The organism is Leucogemmata humicola (genome assembly GCF_055379415.1).
Genome location: NZ_AP040875.1, coordinates 2,705,356 through 2,718,849, shown reverse-complemented (window position 1 = coordinate 2,718,849; position 13,494 = coordinate 2,705,356). Strand labels below are relative to the sequence as shown.

The following is a 13,494-nucleotide window of genomic DNA, read 5'->3' as shown; positions in this document are numbered from 1 at the left end:
AAGAACCGTTCGTTGATGTGATGGTTCGCGCATCACTATTTCCGCTGTTGATCGGACTGACACTCGGCGCGTGCTCGTCGGCGCCACGAGCATCGTCGGCTCCCGCGCCCCAGGACTCGCTCGCAAAGACCGAGATCACTCATCGGTTTTACGCGGACCGACCGTATGGCAGCGAAGCGCAATTCAACCCGCTGTCGCTGATCGTCAACGGCGGATTCGATCAGATGCGGACGGGCGAGAACCGCTACCCATTCGCTCTCCCGTATCGTCGTTCGTTCCGAACCGTGTGGGAGTCGGTGACGAATCCGGAACCCGCGCTTCGCCACTACGGGTGGCGAGCGTGGTTGCGTCAGGAGGTGTTCCCGCTCACGACGAAGGCGCAGGGCGGCGGGCAGTGGTATCCGAACTATCAGTTGCATCTGTTCGCCGGAGGCATGACGTACGTGCGCACCGTCGAGTGGTACGAAGCTGAGGGAAACGGGCATCCCGAGCTGGCGGCCGGCTTCACCGTCTATGCGTGGCACCTGCTCACGGAGATGGTCGAGAGCAACGGCGTGTGTTGCGAGGACGTCGACGGTCTTACCGATCTCCTCGTGTTCGATGCCGCGTCGATTTTGCTATGGAATCAGCAATGGATGCGTCGGCCTTTCGGTGGTCGTGTCGAGTTCACAACGTGGATGGGCCAGGCGTCGTTAGTGCCGCGGACTCGACGATTAGAGAACGCGTACATGATGTCAATGCTGCGCGTTCCGGTTCCGCGAACGGACGACTGGAAGCTCATGACGACGATGGGCAATGCCTTTCTCGTCGGCGTGTCGCGGCGCGCCGGACGGGATCTCTGGCTCTCGGCGTCAGGCGGGTTCGACCCAGCCGACAATCCGGTGGTCAACTCCGCGACCGGCGCGAAGACCGCCACCTTGCTTCCGAATGCGGGATTCTTTCTCGACAGAGACGGCTCCCTGCTCGTCTCTCTGATCACGAAAGGAGGAAGCAGCAATGGAGCAACACTCAACGTCTACCCGGGGATTGTCGGTTCGGCCACCTACGTCCCGGGTGTGTGGGTGCAAGCGGTCCGGGGCGGCGGAGTCCGATTCGGTGTCGCATCGCGAATCGGACTCGGCGTGGCCGGGGTCAGGCGATGAGAGTGGGTGCTCTACGCCTGTGACGCATCCACTCGTTGAACTAGCGTGAGAATCGTGTAGACCGCGACGAGTTCTCCGGTCTGATTCTTCACTTCGACGTCCCACGCGACGACGCCCTGCAACACCTGCCCTTCACGCTTTTCTTTCGCGGTCTTCTGCTTCACCGTGAGCGTCGCCTGAATCGTGTCGCCAGGATAAACCGGCTTCACGAAACGCAGCGACTCCAAACCGTAGTTCGCGAGCACGGGACCGGGCGCCGCATCGACGAACAGACCCGCTGCAGCCGAGAGCACGAAGTAGCCGTGCGCAACGCGCCGCTCGAAGATCGAATCGCGCGCTGCGATGTCGTCCATGTGCGCGTAGAAAAAGTCGCCGCTGATGCCGGCGAAGTTCACGATGTCGGCTTCCGTCACTGTGCGCCGCGGAGTGACGAGCGCGTCGCCGACGTTCAACTCATCGAAGTATTTCCGGAACGGATGCACGCGATCGAACGTGCGCTCGGCACCCGTCGTGAATTCGTTGGTGACGTGCATGAGCGTCGTGGGCGAACCCTGAAGCGCCGTGCGTTGCATGTAGTGCAGCACACCGCGCACGCCGCCCATTTCCTCACCGCCACCCGCGCGTCCCGGACCGCCGTGCACCAGGTGCGGCAGCGGTGAACCGTGGCCGGTCGACTCTTTGGCGCTATCGCGATTCAACAGCACCAAGCGACCGTGATACGCCGCGGTGCCCATCACGACGTCGCGCGCAACCTTGTCGTCGGCGGTGAATAGCGAACCAACGAGGCTTCCCTTGCCTCGCTTCGCGAGTTCGATCGCTTCGTCGACGGACTTGTACGGCATCACGGTGTTCACGGGCCCGAACGCTTCGACGTCGTGCGCCGCCGACGACCCGAACGGATCCTTCGCATAGAACAGCAACGTCGGGAAGAACGCGCCGCGCTCGCGGTCCGCACCAACAACGGCGAAATCATCGAGTGAGCCGTAGACGAGCTCCGCTTGCTTCGCGATCGCGTCAACGCTCTTACGCACTTCACCAACCTGCGTGCGCCCCGCCAACGGCCCCATACGCACGCCGTCAACCGACGGATCGCCGATCGTGATCGACTCGAGGCGCTTCTTGAGTGCCGTCATCACGTCGCCAATCATGCCTTCAGGAACGAGCGTGCGACGAATCGCGGTGCACTTCTGCCCCGCCTTCGTCGTCATTTCGCGCGCGACTTCCTTGATGAATAGATCGAACTCTGGAGTGCCCGGCGCGGCATCGGGGCCGAGCATGGAGTAGTTGAGCGAGTCCGCTTCCATGTTGAAGCGAACATTGTTGTCCATGATCGCCTTTGAGCCCTTGAGCATCTTGCCCGTCGAGGCCGAGCCGGTGAAGGCCACGGCGCTCTGACAGTCGAGATGGTCGAGCAGGTCGCCGCTGCTGCCGCAGAGCAACTGAACGGCGCCGTCAGGAAGCAGTCCCGTTTCGATCATCGCGCGGAATACGGATTCCGTGAGGAACGACGTCACCGTTGCCGGCTTGACGATCGCCGGAACGCCGGCCAACAGCGTGGGTGCAAGTTTCTCCAACATTCCCCACACGGGGAAATTGAACGCATTGATGTGCACGGCAACGCCTTCGAGCGGTACGCAGATATGCCGACCGACGAACGTTCCGCCCTTCGACAGCGGCTCCGTCGGGCCGTCGATGTAGAAGCGTTCATTCGGAAGCTCTCGGCGGCCGCGCGATGCATATGCGAAGAACGTCCCGATGCCGCCCTCGATGTCGACCCACGAATCCTGCTTCGTCGCGCCCGTTGCCGCGGAAACGAGATAGAACTCGTCCTTGCGCGCCATGAGATTCTGCGCGATTGCCTTGAGCATCAGCGCGCGATCGTGGAACGTCATCTTTCTGAGCGCGGGACCGCCAACGCGCGTGGCGTAATCCACCATTGACTTGTAGTCGATGCCGCCCGTCGTCGACTCGGCGATCTTCGCACCGGTCACTGCATGAAAGAGATCGGTTGCGTTGCCGTTGGCGACGACCCATTCGCCGCGCACGAAGTTCTCGAGGCGTCGCGGATCAGTGCCCGGCATTCCAATTGGCCGAACGATCGGTGCTGTCGTCGTCATGATTCTCTCGTTGCGTGCCAGGTTCGGTAGCTCATTGTCTGATTCGGGCGATCGGCGGGAATTTCACGAAGTGGCTCGCACGTCTTGAGCGAATCGTGCAGCCGCTTCGGCAACCCCTGGTACAAACGCGTTCCGTCCGTCTTCCAGGCCACCATTTCATCGGTGACGTCTTTCACGATCTTGGCAGGATTGCCAACGACCACCTTTCGCGCCGGGATCTGCATGTCCGACGGCACGAAAGTGAGAGCGCCGACGACGCACTCTTCGCCGACAACCGCGTTGTCCATGATCACGGCGTTGATGCCGATCAATGCGTTCCGCCCAATACGAGCACCGTGGATCACTGCGCCGTGTCCGACGTGCGCACTCGCTTCGAGTACGACCGTCACGCCAGGGAACATGTGGATGACGCAGCCCTCTTGCACGTTGCAGCCATCGTCGATCTCGATGCCGCCCCAATCGGCGCGCAACGCTGCACCAGGGCCGATGTACACGTCCCGGCCGATCACGACGTTCCCGATCACCGACGCCGTCGGATGCACGAATGCCGTTTCGTGCACCACCGGACGAAAGCCCTCGAATTCGTAAATCATACGACCGCTACACGCGCTCGATGATCGTTGCCATGCCCTGGCCAACGCCGATACACATCGTACACAGCGCGTAACGCTTGCCAGTCTTCTCGAGTTCGCGCGCAGCGGTGAGCAGCAGACGAGCGCCCGACATGCCCAGCGGATGTCCGAGTGCGATCGCGCCACCGTTCGGATTCACGCGAGCGTCGTCGTCGGCGATTCCAAACTCGCGCAAGCATGCCAGTGATTGCGCGGCGAACGCTTCGTTCAACTCGATCACATCCATCTGCTCGAGCGACAGCTTCGCCTGCGCGAGGGCCTTTCGCGACGACGGCACAGGACCCATGCCCATGATGCGCGGCTCAACGCCGGCCACCGCCGACGTGACGACGCGCGCCAACGGCTTCGCGTTCAGCGCCTTTACGCCAGCTTCCGATGCAATCAACAGTGCAGCGGCGCCGTCGTTCAGGCCCGACGAATTGCCCGCCGTCACCGAACCACCCTCGGCGCGGAACGCCGGCTTCAACTTGGCCAGCACTTCGAGCGTCGTGTCGGGGCGAATGAACTCGTCGTCGCAGAACTGTTTCGGCTCGCCCTTCTTCTGCGGAATCGATACTGGCACGATCTCGCTGTCGAAGCGATGATCGGCGCGCGAGGCCGTCGCCTTCTGCTGCGACCGCACCGCGAAAGCATCCTGATCGGCACGCGACACGCCGTACTGCTCGGCGACATTCTCGGCGGTCTGACCCATCGAGTCGACGCCGTACTTTGCCTTCATCTTCGGATTCACGAAGCGCCAGCCGAGGCTCGTGTCGAACAGCTCGATGTCGCGTGCGAACGGCTTGCTGCCCTTCGACATCACGTACGGTGCGCGAGTCATGTTCTCGACGCCGCCGGCAATGTAGAAGTCGCCTTCGCCGAGCTTCACGGCGCGAGCAGCATTCGCCACAGCGCTCATGCCCGACGCGCAGAGTCGGTTGACCGTCTCTCCAGGTACGGTGACCGGCAGCCCGCCGAGCAGCAGCGACATACGCGCGACGTTTCGATTGTCGTCGCCCGCCTGATTCGCGCAGCCGAGAATCACGTCGGTGATCGCGGCGGGATCCAGCGTTGGATTGCGTCGCATCAGCTCCGCGATCACATGAGCGCCGAGGTCGTCAGCGCGGACTTCGCTGAGTCCGCCGCCGATGTTCGCGATCGGCGTCCGGATGCCATCTATGATGAATGCGTCAGTCATTCTGGATCTGGAAAGATTGGCTTGCTCGTTCTGTACACTGTGCCGCGAAAGATCGAAACCAGCTCACCGTCGCGGCGTACCGTAACGCGGTAGTAGGCCAGGCGATTGCTGGCACTTTCCTCCTCCGCCACGGCCGTCAACACGTCCCCTTCATACACCGCTTTGGGGTATGTGACCGAATTGTCTACAGCCACCGTGACATGGCCGTGCGTGTTGCAGGCGAAGGCCATCGCGGAATCGGCGAGCGAGAACGTCACGCCTCCATGACACACGCCGAAGCCGTTGAGCATGTCCGCGCGAATAGCCATTCGCACGGTCACGCAGCGCGGTGCAACGGCGACGATCTCCATTCCGAGCCGGCGGCTATTCGTGTCGCGGGCGAACATCGTTTCCACGACCCGCTCGGCCAGCGCCTGTTCGTCGCTCTGGTTCATTCGAAGAACCGCCGGCCGTCGCGCACCATTCGGCGAAGGAGCGGACTCGGGCGATAGCGATCTTCGCCGAAGTCGCTCTGCAGCCGCTCCATCCACGCCAACACGCGATCGAGGCCGATCTCATTCCCCCACGCCAACAATCCCTTGGGGTAATTTACCCCCTTCGTCATGGCGAGATCGACGTCGGCGGGCGACGCGACACGCATGTGCACGGCATCGATCGCTTCGTTGATCAACATTGCGATCACGCGTTCGAAGACGAGCAGTGACACCTGCGGGTCCTTGATCGGCTCCGGCGCGACGGCGCCCTCGCGATAGTCGTAGTAGCCCCGCCCCGACTTCTTGCCGAGGAATCCGGCCTCGACCAAGCGACGCTGCGTAAGCGACGGCTTGTAGCGCGGATCGTAGAAGAAGCCCTCGAAGACCGAACGCGTCACGGCGTAGTTCACGTCGTTGCCGATGAAGTCCATCAACTCGAACGGGCCCATCCGGAAGCCGCCGAGGTCTTTCATCGCGGCATCGATCGTCGCCACGCTGGCGACGCCCTCTTCGAGCAGGCGAATCGATTCGCCATAGAACGGACGCGCTATGCGATTCACGATGAAGCCCGGCGTGTCCGACGCGATGACCGGAAGCTTGCCCCAATGCTGCATCAACTCGTACGCCGCCGGCGCAGTCGCCGCGCTGCCACCGAGCCACGGAACCACTTCGACCAGCGGCAGCACAGGCGCTGGATTGAAGAAGTGAATTCCCACCACGCGCTCCGACACCGTACATGATGATGCGATCGACGCAACGGAGAGCGACGAGGTATTCGTCGCGAGCACCGCGTCCTTCGCAACGACACTCTCGAGTCGCTGAAATAGCGTCTGTTTGATCGCGAGATCCTCGATGATCGCTTCGATCACCAGGTCGCACGACTTGTATGCCGACAGATCTTCGCCCAGCGGTTCCCATTGGAACTCGATGCGCGACTGAATCAGATCCGCGGCGTCGCGCGAGAGACGTCCCTTCTGGACTTCGCGATCCATCGCCTTGGCGATGTTCGCCTGTGCGCGCATCGCTGCACCACCGCCGGCGTCGCCGAGCACAACCTGATGACCCGCGGCCGCCGCTACCTGTGCGATACCAGTTCCCATCGCCCCCGCGCCGACGACACCGACGCGACTGTCCTTGCCGAGCGCCATTGCTATCGCCCCTTGAAGACGGGCTTTCGCTTTTCGAGGAAGGCAGTCACACCCTCTCGATAGTCTTCCGTCTGGCCGGCCTCGCGCTGCAGCGCTTCCTCGTAGTCCAACTGCGCGTCGAGATCGACGCCAAGCGAACGATTGAACCCGCGCTTGATGAGCCCGAGGCCGTGCGTCGGCTGGGTCGCGAGCGTCCGCGCCGTTCCCATGGCCGTTGCGAGCAACGATTCTGGCTCGACCACCATGAACACGAGCCCCCACTCGCGAGCCTGTTCGGCCGACATCTTCTCGGCGAGCATGGTCATGATCGTCGCCCGATGCAGGCCGACGATGCGCGGAAGCAGGAAGGTGCCACCGCTGTCCGGGATCACGCCGATTTTCGCGAACGACTGGATGAACGTCGCCGACGACGCGGCAAAGACGATATCGCACGCGTAAGCGATGTTCGCCCCGGCGCCCGCCGCCACGCCGTTCACAGCGCAGATCACAGGCTTCTCGAGCGTTCGGATCGCGCGGACCACCGGGTTATAGCTATCGCGGACGAAGTCGCCCAAGTCTGGAATCTGGCCGTCCTTGGGCATGGCTTCGGCCAAGTCCTGACCCGCGCAAAAGGCTCGGCCGGCGCCGGTGAGAACCACGGCGCGTAGCGTGTCGTCCTCGGCCACTCGTCGCAGGGCGTCTCGAAGCTCGCCGGCCATCGATCGAGTGAAGCTGTTAAGGACGTCGGGCCGATTCAGTGTGATCGTGGCCACTCCGTCGGCGGCGGCGAACAGGATATCGCTCATTCCTCTCTCGTGTTCAGTAGGCTCGACGGCGGAAGATAGCCGTATCGCGGGTGCCCCTGGCAGGCCTTGGCGCTGGCTCTTGGGTGCCCACTCTGACAGATTACAGCGCGTGACAACCCCTCCCCAAGCAGCGCGCGGATCCAAGTCGCGCGAAACGGCCAAGGCCGCGAAGAACGCCGCTCCCTCGTCGGGAGCCCCGGCCCTCGACTGGCGGAAGATCGCCTACAACGCCCTTGTCTCACGCTCCCTCGACGACGTCGAAGAAGCGACGAACAAGAACAAGGCGTCGGTCCCTCGTGAGCACCTAGTGCTCTACCAGTTCTCGGCGCGCGGCCACGACGTGGCGCAGTCGATCCTGGGCGCCTTCATCGACCACCGGCACGACGCGGCCAGCGCCTACTATCGTTCGCGCCCGCTGCTGCTCGCGCTGGGCCTGACAATCGACGACGCGCTCGGCAGTCCGCTGGGACGCGCCGGTGGCTTCAGCGACGGCCGCGACATCGGCGTCGTCTGCAACCTGCCGAATCCCAACGGACCAGTCGTCATTCCGATGTCGGGCGACGTCGGCTCCCAGTACACGCCGTGCGCTGGATGGGCGCAGTCGATTCAGTATCACGCCGACGTCCTCGGCGAAGCCGATTGGAAAGGCGCGATGGGCGTCGTCCTCGGCGGCGAAGCCTCGGTGGCAACCAACGGCTTCTGGTCGGCGCTGACGATGGCGACCACGCTGTCACTCCCGATGCTGTTCTATGTCGAGGACAATGGCCTCGGCATCTCCGTTCGCGGAGACATGCAGACGCCTGGCTCGGACATCGCGCAGAACCTGGCGTCATTCAAGAACCTGTTCATCCGCAATGGCGACGGGACGAACCCGGGCGAATCGGCGCAGCTGATCAGCGAATGCGTGGCGCACGTCCGCAGCGGCAAGGGTCCGGCGCTCGTCCGACTCACGGTTCCGCGACTGAACAGTCACTCGGGTCCAGACAATCAGCGCGGCTATCGCACCGACGCGGAGATCGCGGCGGACACCGCGCGCGATCCGCTCCCGAAGCTTCGCGCGCACCTCGTTCCGGCGATGCTGTCCGAACGCGAGTGGACCGAGCTCGAAGCCGAAGTTGCACGAGACGTTCAGGCCGGGCTCGATGCAGCTCGCGCGCGTCCGAATCCGGATCCGGCGGGCGTTGCGCGTTGGGTCTACGCCGACGATACACCGAATTCCCCAGAGGCGTTTGGTGGCCTATCGCGCGCTGAGCGAAGTGCGCTCGACGGCAGCGAAACAGCCGCGGAGTCAACGGATGTGGTGCGCTTCGCCGAGGCGGTGCGTCGCACGCTGCGTCACGAGCTCGAGGTGAATCCCAAGGTCCTCGTGTTCGGCGAAGACGTTGGTCGCAAAGGCGGCGTGCATCTCGTCACCGAAGGGCTGCAGAAGCAGTTCGGCAACACGCGTGTGTTCGACACGAGTTTGTCCGAGGAAGGCATCATCGGCCGCGCTGTCGGTATGGCGATTTCAGGCTTGATGCCGGTGGCCGAAATTCAGTTTCGCAAATACGCCGATCCCGCCGCCGAGCAGTTGAACAACTGCGGAACGATGCGTTGGCGCACGGCAAACAGGTTTGCGGCACCGATCGTGGTGCGCATGCCTGGCGGCTATGGCAAGGACGTCGGCGATCCGTGGCACAGCTTGAGCGACGAAGTTCGCTTCGTTCACGCGTATGGGTGGCAGGTGGCAATGCCGTCGAACGCTGCCGACGCCGTTGGACTGTTGCGCTCTGCAATGCGCGGCGCGGATCCGACGATCTTCTTCGAGCACCGTTCGCTCTTGATGACGAGCGATGGCAGCTCGCGCTATCCTGGCGACGATTTTGTCGTTCCGTTTGGCAAAGGCACCACATTGCGTACGGGCAGTGATCTCACGTTGGTATCGTGGGGCGCCCTCGTACACCGGTGCGTCGAAGCCGCTGACCGCTTCGAAGGGCGAGTAGAAGTCATCGACCTTCGCAGCATCGCCCCGTGGGATCGTTCGCTCGTCCTCGAGTCGGTGATGAAGACTGGGCGCTGCATCATCGCGCATGAGGACAACATCACCGCGGGATTCGGTGCCGAGATCGCGGCAGTCGTCGCGAAGGAAGCGTTCTGGTATCTCGATGCGCCCGTGGATCGCGTGGCAGTCGAAGACATCCCGATGCCGTACCATCCGGTGCTGCTCGACACCGTGCTACCGAACGTAGACCGGATTAGTGAACGGATTGAGAAGACGCTGAACATGTAGGTGCTGCGCCAGTCGAGCATCAAGGCGACTGAAAACGAAACGGCCCGGTGAACGGAAACGGCCGGATGAACGGAAACTGCCGGATACTCATAGTGAGTATCCGGCAGTTTTGGTTTTCCGGCAGTGTTGGTTTATCCGGCCGTTTCCGTTTATCCGGCCGTTTCCGTTTCCATTCTCGTTCCTTGCCCTGAGCAATTGGGTGCCTTCGCTCCGCGATCTGGACGCCGAGCCACCCCATAAATCTTCTTCCGATTCTCTAGCGCCTAGTGCCTAGTGCCTAGCGCCTCAAATTGCCTTGAACTCCTCGAACGGCTGCCGGCAGTCCTTGCAGACCCAGATCGACTTGCACGCCGTGGAGCCGAACACGCTCTTCTGTTCCGTGTTCAGAGATTTGCAATAGGGGCAGCGGACCGTCGTCGCTCGCCGGCGGAGCATCACGAGATCGTTTGACCGATCGACCACACCCGGCGGCGCGATGCCATACGCCTCGAGCTTCTCGCGCGCGGCCGGCCCGATCCAGTCTGTAGTCCACGCCGGCGTGTATGTCGTGCGCACCTCGACGGGGCCGAGCCCTTCACGCTCGAGTGCCGCGCGGACCTCCGTCTCGATCTCGCGCATCGCGGGGCAGCCGGAGTACGTCGGCGTGATCGTCACGACAACGCCGTCGTCGCTCGCCACCGCGTCGCGCACGATACCCAGCTCGACGACGCTGATCACCGGCACTTCGGGATCCATCACCGTGTCGAGGATCTCGAACAGCTCCTCGCGCGACGGTACGACACGCCTTACCACGACGCGCCCGGGTAGGAACGCGCGACGATCTGCATCTCAGAGAGCAGTAATCCGAGATGCTCCGTGTGGTGCCCGATGCGCCCGCCGCGCTGCATGTACCCTTCCTTCGGCACGGTCAGCGTGGCCTCACGCAACACGTCGTCGACCTGCGATCGCCACGCTGCCGCCAACGTGCTCGGATCGACGCCGACTCCCGCCGCCGCAACGTCCTGATCGACCGCGTCGGACATGAATAGCTCGCCCGTGTAGCGCCACAGCTCATCGACGCTGCGCTGCACGCGATCGTGGCTCTCCGTGGTGCCGTTGCCGAGTGTGATGACCCACTGGGCACTGTGTCGAACGTGGTACCGAGCTTCCTTCACGGCCTTGGCCGCGATGCCCGCCAACTCGGCGTTCGAGCTGCGCTGGAGCGCTTCCATCTCCAACAGCGAGAAAATGCTGTAGAAGAACTGCCGAACGATCGTGAAGCCGAAATCGCCCTTGGGAAGTTCGACGAGCAGCGTGTTGGTGTAGTCCGTGCCGTCGCGAAAATAGGCGAGTGCGTCCTCATTGCGGCCGGCGCCTTCGACTTCGCCAGCGAGCTTGAGCAAGAGCGTTGCTTCGCCGATCAGATCGAGCGCGACGTTGGCAAGGGCGATGTCCTCTTCGAGGATTGGGCCGTGGCCGCACCACTCGGACAACCGATGTCCGAGAATCAACCGATCGTCCGCCAGTCGGAGCAGGTACGGGAACAGCGCAGGCGTGGTCATGATATTAGAAAACGCGAATGCCGCGCGGCACCTTGTAGAACTGCGGATGACGATACGCCTTGTCGTTGCCCGGGTCGAAGAACGGCCCCATGTCGTCCGGCGTCGACGCGGTGATCGACGTCGTGGGAACGACCCAGATATTCACCGCTTCGCCGCGGCGCGCGTACACGTCACGCGCGTTCTGCAACGCCTGCTCGGCCGTGGCCGCATGCACGCTTCCGGCGTGTTCGTGCGGCTCGCCTTTGGGCGGTTGGAGAAACACCTCCCACAGAGGCCACTGCGTGTCGGCGGGAGCGCCGATGTCGTTCGACTTCGCTTCGGTCTGTTCAGCCATGTTCGTGAAGACGGCGGCTCTGGGCCGCCGTGCGTCGGTGATTGATCAGGCGGCTTCGGTCGCCGCGCGTCGCTGCTTTTCGGCGTATGCCGTGGCGGCGACACGAACCCACTCTCCTTCCGAGTGCGCCTTGTTGCGCGCAGCGAGTCGCTCGCGGTTGCAGGGACCATCGCCCTTCACCACGCGCCAGAACTCGTCCCAGTCGATCGGACCGAACGACCAATTCTCGGTGGCTTCGTCGTACTTGAGGTCCGGATCGGGTAGCGTGAGGTTGATCGCCTTCGCCTGAGCAACCGTGAGGTTGACGAAACGCTGACGAAGCTCGTCGTTGCTCTTCTTCTTCACGCCCCAGCGCAGGAGCTCGTCGCTATTCGACGACTCACTGTCATGCGGCCCGAACATCATGAGCGACGGCCACCACCAGCGGTTCACGGCGTCCTGCGCCATGGCGCGTTGCGCCGGGGTACCAGCCGCCAGGGTTGTCATTATCTCGAACCCTTGGCGCTTATGGAAATTCTCTTCTTTGCAAATGCGAACCATCGCGCGGGCGTACGGCCCGTACGAGGCCTTCGCCAGCATGGTCTGATTGACGATCGCCGCGCCGTCCACGAACCAGCCGATGCAGCCGATATCGGCCCAGGACAGCGTGGGATAGTTGAAGATGCTCGAGTACTTGGCCTTTCCGTCCAGCAGCTGCTGCACGAGCTCCTGTCGGTCGACGCCCAGGGTTTCGGTGCCGCAGTAGATGTACAACCCGTGACCGGCCTCATCCTGCACCTTGGCCAGGAGCGCCATTTTGCGACGAAGGTTGGGCGCGCGGGTAATCCAGTTGCCCTCGGGTAGCATGCCGACGATTTCGGAGTGCGCATGCTGCGACATCATCCGGGTCAGCTGCTTGCGGTACCGATCCGGCATCCAGTCCTTGGGCTCGATGCTCTCGCCGCGTGCGATGCGGGCTTCGAACTCAGCGTTCCTCACGGCGTCGTCGGGGCCGGAGGCTGTCTGCTTGGATTGGTCGGCCATTGGCTCAACTCCAGGTCGGCAGGCGAGATACGACGTGCCTGTTCTCACGAAATCTAGTGCCGGACGGTGCGGTCCGGGTAGATTTCCACCTCGATTTTCACCCACGACAAAGGTCGGAATGCGCTCTCGTGCGTTGCTCCTCGGTGCCGCGGCTCTCATGTCGTTCTTCGCCTGGGGATCCGCCCAGGCCCAGGACGCGCCCGACCGTTTTGCCGACGGTTTGGCTCCCGGCGACTATCTCCGCGTCGGCTACGCGAGCGCAAATCGAATCAATCCTCAGGGTAGTATCCGCGACTGGAAGAACGGTCAGGGCATCAACGTGCTTTGGGAGAACTGGGATTTGGGCTCGCGCGGCGTCGCCCGAGTCGCGTTCGGATTGGAAGGCTCGTACACCATGTTTCCGTTCGACGAACAGCGATTCATCGGTGACTTCGTCAACGGACCGCTTGGCAAAGTCGTCACCGCGAGCGCCAGCAACGCGTCGATCCTCCAACTCGGTGTGACGACCCGACTGCGAATCCCCATGCCGTTCATCATACCGAACATCGCGGTGGGCTTTGGATTCCTCCACTGGCGTCCGGGTGAGATCAAGTACACAACCGCGACCGGGTCAGGGACCGCGAAGCAGCAAAACAGAACCGGCGGATCGATCAACTTCTCCGGTGGTCTCGACAAGCACATCGTCGATCGTTTCTTCATCTTTGGCGACGCTGCATACACTTACGGCTACACCAGCTTCGGAAGTGGACTGGCCGCCTCAGGAAGCGCCTGCTTGCAGGCCGACTGCGATCTGTTGAAGAACACGCAGCTTGGCATCATTCGCGGCGGTCTTCGCGTTCACATCGGCCGCTGA

13 protein-coding genes are annotated in these 13,494 nt (G+C 62.9%); 3 read left to right on the top strand and 10 right to left on the bottom strand.

Features of this window, described 5'->3' with window-relative positions; genetic code table 11:
• Nucleotides 1-20 precede the first annotated feature (20 nt).
• The gene (locus AC6H4Z_RS11225) at nucleotides 21-1,142 is read left to right on the top strand and encodes a hypothetical protein (RefSeq protein ID WP_497546842.1); all 1,122 of its coding nucleotides are present in this window, start codon (nucleotides 21-23) and stop codon (nucleotides 1,140-1,142) included.
• An 11-nt stretch (nucleotides 1,143-1,153) separates the two neighbouring features.
• On the opposite strand, the gene paaZ is transcribed toward AC6H4Z_RS11225, so the two are convergent.
• From paaZ to paaG, 6 genes are read right to left on the bottom strand one after another with little or no spacing between them, the layout of a single operon-like run.
• Nucleotides 1,154-3,259, bottom strand: coding sequence for a phenylacetic acid degradation bifunctional protein PaaZ (gene paaZ, locus AC6H4Z_RS11220; RefSeq protein WP_497546841.1), 2,106 nt, complete (start codon nucleotides 3,257-3,259; stop codon nucleotides 1,154-1,156).
• A complete protein-coding gene (locus AC6H4Z_RS11215) occupies nucleotides 3,256-3,852 on the bottom strand; it encodes an acyltransferase (RefSeq protein ID WP_497546840.1) in 597 nt (198 codons plus the stop codon). The genes paaZ and AC6H4Z_RS11215 overlap by 4 nt, the downstream gene beginning before the upstream one ends.
• A gap of 7 nt (nucleotides 3,853-3,859) precedes the next feature.
• Complete coding sequence (gene pcaF, locus AC6H4Z_RS11210) at nucleotides 3,860-5,068, bottom strand: 3-oxoadipyl-CoA thiolase (protein ID WP_497546839.1); 1,209 nt, start codon at nucleotides 5,066-5,068, stop codon at nucleotides 3,860-3,862.
• Complete coding sequence (gene paaI / locus AC6H4Z_RS11205; RefSeq protein WP_497546838.1) at nucleotides 5,065-5,502, bottom strand: hydroxyphenylacetyl-CoA thioesterase PaaI; 438 nt, start codon at nucleotides 5,500-5,502, stop codon at nucleotides 5,065-5,067. Before paaI ends, pcaF begins: the two co-directional genes overlap by 4 nt.
• Nucleotides 5,499-6,689 carry a 3-hydroxyacyl-CoA dehydrogenase NAD-binding domain-containing protein gene (locus tag AC6H4Z_RS11200; protein ID WP_497546837.1) on the bottom strand — a complete coding sequence of 397 codons (1,191 nt, stop codon included), beginning with the start codon at nucleotides 6,687-6,689 and terminating at the stop codon, nucleotides 5,499-5,501. Before AC6H4Z_RS11200 ends, paaI begins: the two co-directional genes overlap by 4 nt.
• 2 nt (nucleotides 6,690-6,691) lie before the next feature.
• A complete protein-coding gene (gene paaG, locus AC6H4Z_RS11195; protein WP_497546836.1) occupies nucleotides 6,692-7,474 on the bottom strand; it encodes a 2-(1,2-epoxy-1,2-dihydrophenyl)acetyl-CoA isomerase PaaG in 783 nt (260 codons plus the stop codon).
• Nucleotides 7,475-7,583: 109 nt separating this feature from the next.
• On the opposite strand from paaG, the gene AC6H4Z_RS11190 reads away from it, so the two are divergent.
• Nucleotides 7,584-9,743, top strand: coding sequence for an alpha-ketoacid dehydrogenase subunit alpha/beta (locus AC6H4Z_RS11190; RefSeq protein WP_497546835.1), 2,160 nt, complete (start codon nucleotides 7,584-7,586; stop codon nucleotides 9,741-9,743).
• 285 nt (nucleotides 9,744-10,028) lie between these two features.
• Here the strand turns inward: AC6H4Z_RS11190 and paaD are convergent, their stop codons facing one another.
• The 4 genes from paaD to paaA are packed head-to-tail and all read right to left on the bottom strand — an operon-like array spanning nucleotide 10,029 to nucleotide 12,641.
• Entirely contained in the window at nucleotides 10,029-10,535 is a 507-nt protein-coding gene (paaD, locus tag AC6H4Z_RS11185) for a 1,2-phenylacetyl-CoA epoxidase subunit PaaD (RefSeq protein ID WP_497546834.1), read from the bottom strand.
• The gene (gene paaC / locus AC6H4Z_RS11180) at nucleotides 10,529-11,284 is read right to left on the bottom strand and encodes a 1,2-phenylacetyl-CoA epoxidase subunit PaaC (protein ID WP_497546833.1); all 756 of its coding nucleotides are present in this window, start codon (nucleotides 11,282-11,284) and stop codon (nucleotides 10,529-10,531) included. The genes paaD and paaC overlap by 7 nt, the downstream gene beginning before the upstream one ends.
• Before the next feature lie 4 nt (nucleotides 11,285-11,288).
• Complete coding sequence (gene paaB, locus AC6H4Z_RS11175; protein WP_497546832.1) at nucleotides 11,289-11,618, bottom strand: 1,2-phenylacetyl-CoA epoxidase subunit PaaB; 330 nt, start codon at nucleotides 11,616-11,618, stop codon at nucleotides 11,289-11,291.
• Nucleotides 11,619-11,663: 45 nt separating this feature from the next.
• Nucleotides 11,664-12,641 (bottom strand): 1,2-phenylacetyl-CoA epoxidase subunit PaaA, encoded by a 978-nt coding sequence (gene paaA, locus AC6H4Z_RS11170; protein WP_497546831.1) that lies wholly within the window; start codon nucleotides 12,639-12,641, stop codon nucleotides 11,664-11,666.
• Nucleotides 12,642-12,759: 118 nt separating this feature from the next.
• Here paaA and AC6H4Z_RS11165 point away from each other — a divergent pair, with 118 nt between their 5' ends.
• Nucleotides 12,760-13,494, top strand: a complete 735-nt coding sequence (locus tag AC6H4Z_RS11165; protein WP_497546830.1) for a hypothetical protein — start codon at nucleotides 12,760-12,762, stop codon at nucleotides 13,492-13,494.